The sequence below is a fragment of the Sphingopyxis sp. NFH-91 genome, from assembly GCF_021401285.1.
Lineage (GTDB): Bacteria > Pseudomonadota > Alphaproteobacteria > Sphingomonadales > Sphingomonadaceae > Sphingopyxis > Sphingopyxis terrae_A.
On record NZ_JACBGA010000027.1, the window covers coordinates 1 to 3,821 of the forward strand.

The 3,821-nt window shown below is 62.3% G+C and carries 6 protein-coding genes and 1 pseudogene; 6 read left to right on the top strand and 1 reads right to left on the bottom strand.

Annotated elements, in window-relative coordinates:
• The 6 genes from L0963_RS19475 to L0963_RS19500 form a co-directional block, all read left to right on the top strand.
• The coding region (locus tag L0963_RS19475; protein WP_234181467.1) for an Lrp/AsnC ligand binding domain-containing protein at positions 1-230 on the top strand (230 nt) is incomplete at its 5' end.
• Positions 231-609: 379 nt separating this feature from the next.
• Positions 610-1,212: a hypothetical protein gene (locus L0963_RS19480; RefSeq protein ID WP_162928182.1), complete on the top strand. Its 603-nt coding sequence runs from the start codon at positions 610-612 to the stop codon at positions 1,210-1,212.
• A complete protein-coding gene (locus tag L0963_RS19485) occupies positions 1,209-1,349 on the top strand; it encodes a hypothetical protein (RefSeq protein ID WP_234181475.1) in 141 nt (46 codons plus the stop codon). The genes L0963_RS19480 and L0963_RS19485 overlap by 4 nt, the downstream gene beginning before the upstream one ends.
• Positions 1,346-1,591, top strand: coding sequence for a hypothetical protein (locus L0963_RS19490; RefSeq protein ID WP_234181477.1), 246 nt, complete (start codon positions 1,346-1,348; stop codon positions 1,589-1,591). Before L0963_RS19485 ends, L0963_RS19490 begins: the two co-directional genes overlap by 4 nt.
• The gene (locus tag L0963_RS19495) at positions 1,588-1,965 is read left to right on the top strand and encodes a hypothetical protein (protein WP_234181480.1); all 378 of its coding nucleotides are present in this window, start codon (positions 1,588-1,590) and stop codon (positions 1,963-1,965) included. The genes L0963_RS19490 and L0963_RS19495 overlap by 4 nt, the downstream gene beginning before the upstream one ends.
• 64 nt (positions 1,966-2,029) lie before the next feature.
• Entirely contained in the window at positions 2,030-3,628 is a 1,599-nt protein-coding gene (locus L0963_RS19500; RefSeq protein ID WP_062764637.1) for an FMN-binding glutamate synthase family protein, read from the top strand.
• Between the two features lie 71 nt (positions 3,629-3,699).
• On the opposite strand, the pseudogene L0963_RS19505 reads toward L0963_RS19500, so the two are convergent.
• A pseudogene (locus tag L0963_RS19505) lies at positions 3,700-3,821 on the bottom strand (IS5 family transposase); the annotation flags it as partial.

Consider the following 3,821-nt stretch of genomic DNA (forward strand, 5'->3'; position numbering starts at 1 on the left):
AACTCGAACGCCAGTCGGAGGAATATTTGCTGCGTTTCGAGGCAGCGCTCCGCCGGCACCCGGAAGTTCAGGAATGGTTTCTTATGACGGGCGATGGCGACTATATTCTGCACGTCCAGATTGGAGGAATCGACGATTATGGCGCTTTCCACCGGGACGTTCTGTCGCGGCTGCCCGGAGTCGCGCGGATTACGTCGAGCTTTGCGATGCGCAGCCATCGCAGGATGTAGCTGCGGTACCTGAATGCCGGTAACCTCAGCGGCCGGCAACCTAATCGATCGGTGCCGAATGATATGGCAGCGCTCACCGGGCCGCCGGCGTATGCCGCCGCGGAAGGCCAAGCTTGACTTCCGCGGCCGGAGCGCCATCTTGAGGACGTCATGAGCGATAACGCTTCATCTCCCTCGCGCTTTGCGCACTATGTGGGTCGGCTGCTCGAACGCTAGCCGCCCCGGCTCCGCGCGTGGCGGACCCGGGGTGTTCCTCGACCGCAGACAGCGCTTCGAGCCCGATCGAAAGCGATGATCGACGCTTCACTATCCGACGCGGGGGATCCTTGGATCCTGCACCGGCGCGCAGATTGTCCCGCTCAGAGACCTTGTCCTCGAATTGCTGCAACAGCGCGCCGCCAGCCTCCGGTTGGCGGCCATGGAGATTTACGTGACTGCCTCCCGGGAACAGCAGCTGCTGTTCCGCCGAATAGTAGACAAAGCGGCGCGCCGTGCGAGTTCGATGCTCGCGCTTCCGCACGAAGCTGCGCGCCTGCGTGCCGTTTCCGGCCACGGTCTTACCCCGATCGACCAATTGGAACAGTCACCCCTCGCGGAAGACCAATTGCTGGCGGCGGCGCTGCGTTTGTATCCCGGCGCGGCGCGGCCCAGAGCCATGGTCGCCGCGCTGCGGCGCCACTTCACGACCCCCCCGGGCTGGCTTGCCGTGGAGGCGCAGCGCCGTGCAGCCTGGGGCGATGTCGCCGGACGCGGTCTGCCGATTGAACGCGCGGCGCAGTGTGCGGCCGACATCGAACGCCGCCTGAAGGGTGTCAGGGCCGAGGTCTCGGTCAAATTGCGCGCTTATGCCGACCTATATGCCGATCTTTGGTGCGACCCGCGAATAGCAGCGCCGGCGTCCGTCCGCCGCGAAATGCTCGCCTTGGTGAGCGCGCTGCAAGCACGCTGCGTGGCGTTGGCCGACGAGGAGCGCGCGCCATGAACAGCCCATTATTTGGCTCGCCAGGCGAGGCTTCTCGGTTGAGTTGCCGAATGCGGATGCTGACGCTGGTCATGTTCGTCACCCTGTTTGTCACCGTCTGCTGGGGCGTCGGCAGGATAATTGTCGGAGTTGAATGATGATGCGCGAATGGTCGGAAGCAAGCTTCCATTGGAATTACAATGTCGAAGACATATTCGGCCTGCTTCTCGTCGCGGTGGTCATCGGCCTGCACAGCCCGATGCTTGCCATAACGCAAAGGCCGGGACGCGGATGGTTGGTCACCGCCTGTGTGTACTTCTCGATCATGGCCGCGTTTATTTCAACGAGTCCCGCCCAATCCCGTCTCGCCACCGCCCAGATCGCCGAAGTCCGGCGATGAGACGCGGCTTTTTTGAGGATCCGGCATGCTGCGCGCTCTCTAGCGGCACCCGAAAGACACGAAAAATGAGCAAATACAAGGCACAAACGGAGATATGGCGGCCGCGGTCGCCCGCATTGAAGGCTGCGGGGAAATGGCTCGACCGCTATCCCGACCTTGGAAGGCAGGAGCAAGCCGCGCTGATGCGGCAGTTTCGGACCCTGTCGCTCGCCGAGCCGGCCGTGATCATCGGCGACGTCCGGCTTTCAGGAAAATTGGCGCAATTTTATGGCGATCACGAACCCGACCTCGAGGCCCCATTAACAGGGTTCGCGATTTCCCTCCTGTTGCCCGCGGCGCTCGCGGTCGCCGGCTTGCATCCGTTGCTCAGCTGACCGCGCGGCAGCCGGTCAACGCCCCACTCTCACATCTGGCCTGATGCAGGTCGCGGAGCTTCCCTTGCCCTTCGTTCGTTTCATCCCGCTCGCCACGAGCATAGCCGCGGCGCTCATTTCCCTTCCCAGTCTTCCGGCGCCCTGGGCATGGGCGATGCTCGCCGCAGGCATCACATTCTCATGCGTCGGGCTCTACGATCTGCGACAGCCGCTGCATTCGGTACGCCGCAACTATCCGATCGTCGGCCGACTGCGATGGTTCTTCGAGGAGATTCGTCCGGGCCTACGGCAATATCTCTTCGAGGACGATCATGAGGAAACGCCCTTTTCGCGGAGCCAGCGCTCGCTCGTCTATGCGCGGGCCAAGAATGAGGTCAGTGAGCGAGCATTCGGCACCCTCGTTGACGTTTACGAAAATGGCTACGAGTTCATCGCGCACTCGACGCGCCCCGTTCCTGTCGCCGATCCGGCCGCTTTTCGTATTCCGATCGGCGGCGAAGCCTGTCGCCGGCCATATTCGGCGTCGATCTTCAATATTTCTGCGATGAGTTTCGGCGCGCTCAGTGCGAACGCGATCCGCGCACTCAACAAAGGGGCGAAGCTCGGCGGCTTTGCGCATGACACGGGCGAAGGTTCGATCAGTCCCTATCACCGCGAACATGGCGGCGATCTCATCTGGGAGATCGGCAGCGGCTATTTTGGCTGTCGCGACGAACAGGGCGCCTTCGATCCGGAACGCTTTGCAGAGCAGGCGGCGGATCCGCAGGTACGAATGATCGAGCTCAAGATCAGCCAGGGAGCGAAGCCCGGCAAGGGGGGCATCCTGCCCGCCGAAAAGGTGACCCCCGAAATTGCCGCGACGCGGGGCGTTCCGATGGGGCGCGACTGCATTTCCCCGCCGGGCCACTCGGCGTTCAGCACCCCGATCGAGCTCCTCCAATTCATCGCGCGTCTGCGCGACCTGTCGCAAGGCAAGCCGGTGGGCTTCAAGCTCTGTGTCGGGCAGCCGTGGGAGTTCATGGCGATCGTGAAAGCCATGCTCAAGACGGGCATTCTTCCTGACTATATCGTCGTCGACGGCGCGGAGGGTGGCACCGGTGCGGCGCCGCTCGAATTCACCGACCATCTCGGCATGCCGCTGCGCGAAAGCCTGCTATTCGTCCACAACACGCTGGTTGGAGCGGGTTTGCGGCAGAAGATCAAGATCGGCGCCGCCGGGAAGATCGTCAGCGCTTTCGACATCGCCACGGTGATGGCGCTCGGTGCCGACTGGACCAATGCCGGACGGGGCTTCATGTTCGCGATCGGCTGTATTCAGTCGCTGTCCTGCCACACAAATCTGTGCCCGACGGGGGTGGCGACGCAGGACCCGATGCGCCAGCGCGCGCTTGTCGTGAGCGACAAGGCCGCCCGTGTTTATAGCTTCCATCGCAATACGCTGTTGGCACTGTCCGAGATGATCGCCGCCGCGGGTCTCGATCACCCCGGCCGGCTTGGCCCGCATCATCTTGTTCGCCGGGTCAGCCTCACGGAAATCCGGTTATTCTCCCAGCTGCACATTTTTCTGGAAGATGGAGAATTGCTGAGCGGCGCGTCGGATCGCGATTTTTACAGCGCCGCTTGGCGGCTCGCACGCGCTGATAGCTTTCAGATTGCGATATAGCAGGGTTAAGTCGACCGCATCGCGCAGTTCGTCTTGCATGATCCATCTGGCCGATGATTCGAAACATTTTGCTAGGTCGTGTTGACAAAAGACTTCAGCCATAGGCGCGAGGCGGCGAGGTTGAGGAAGCTCTCGAACGAGAGAAGTGTCTTGTCGTATCGGGTGGCGATCCGTCGTTGCTGTTTGAGCTTGC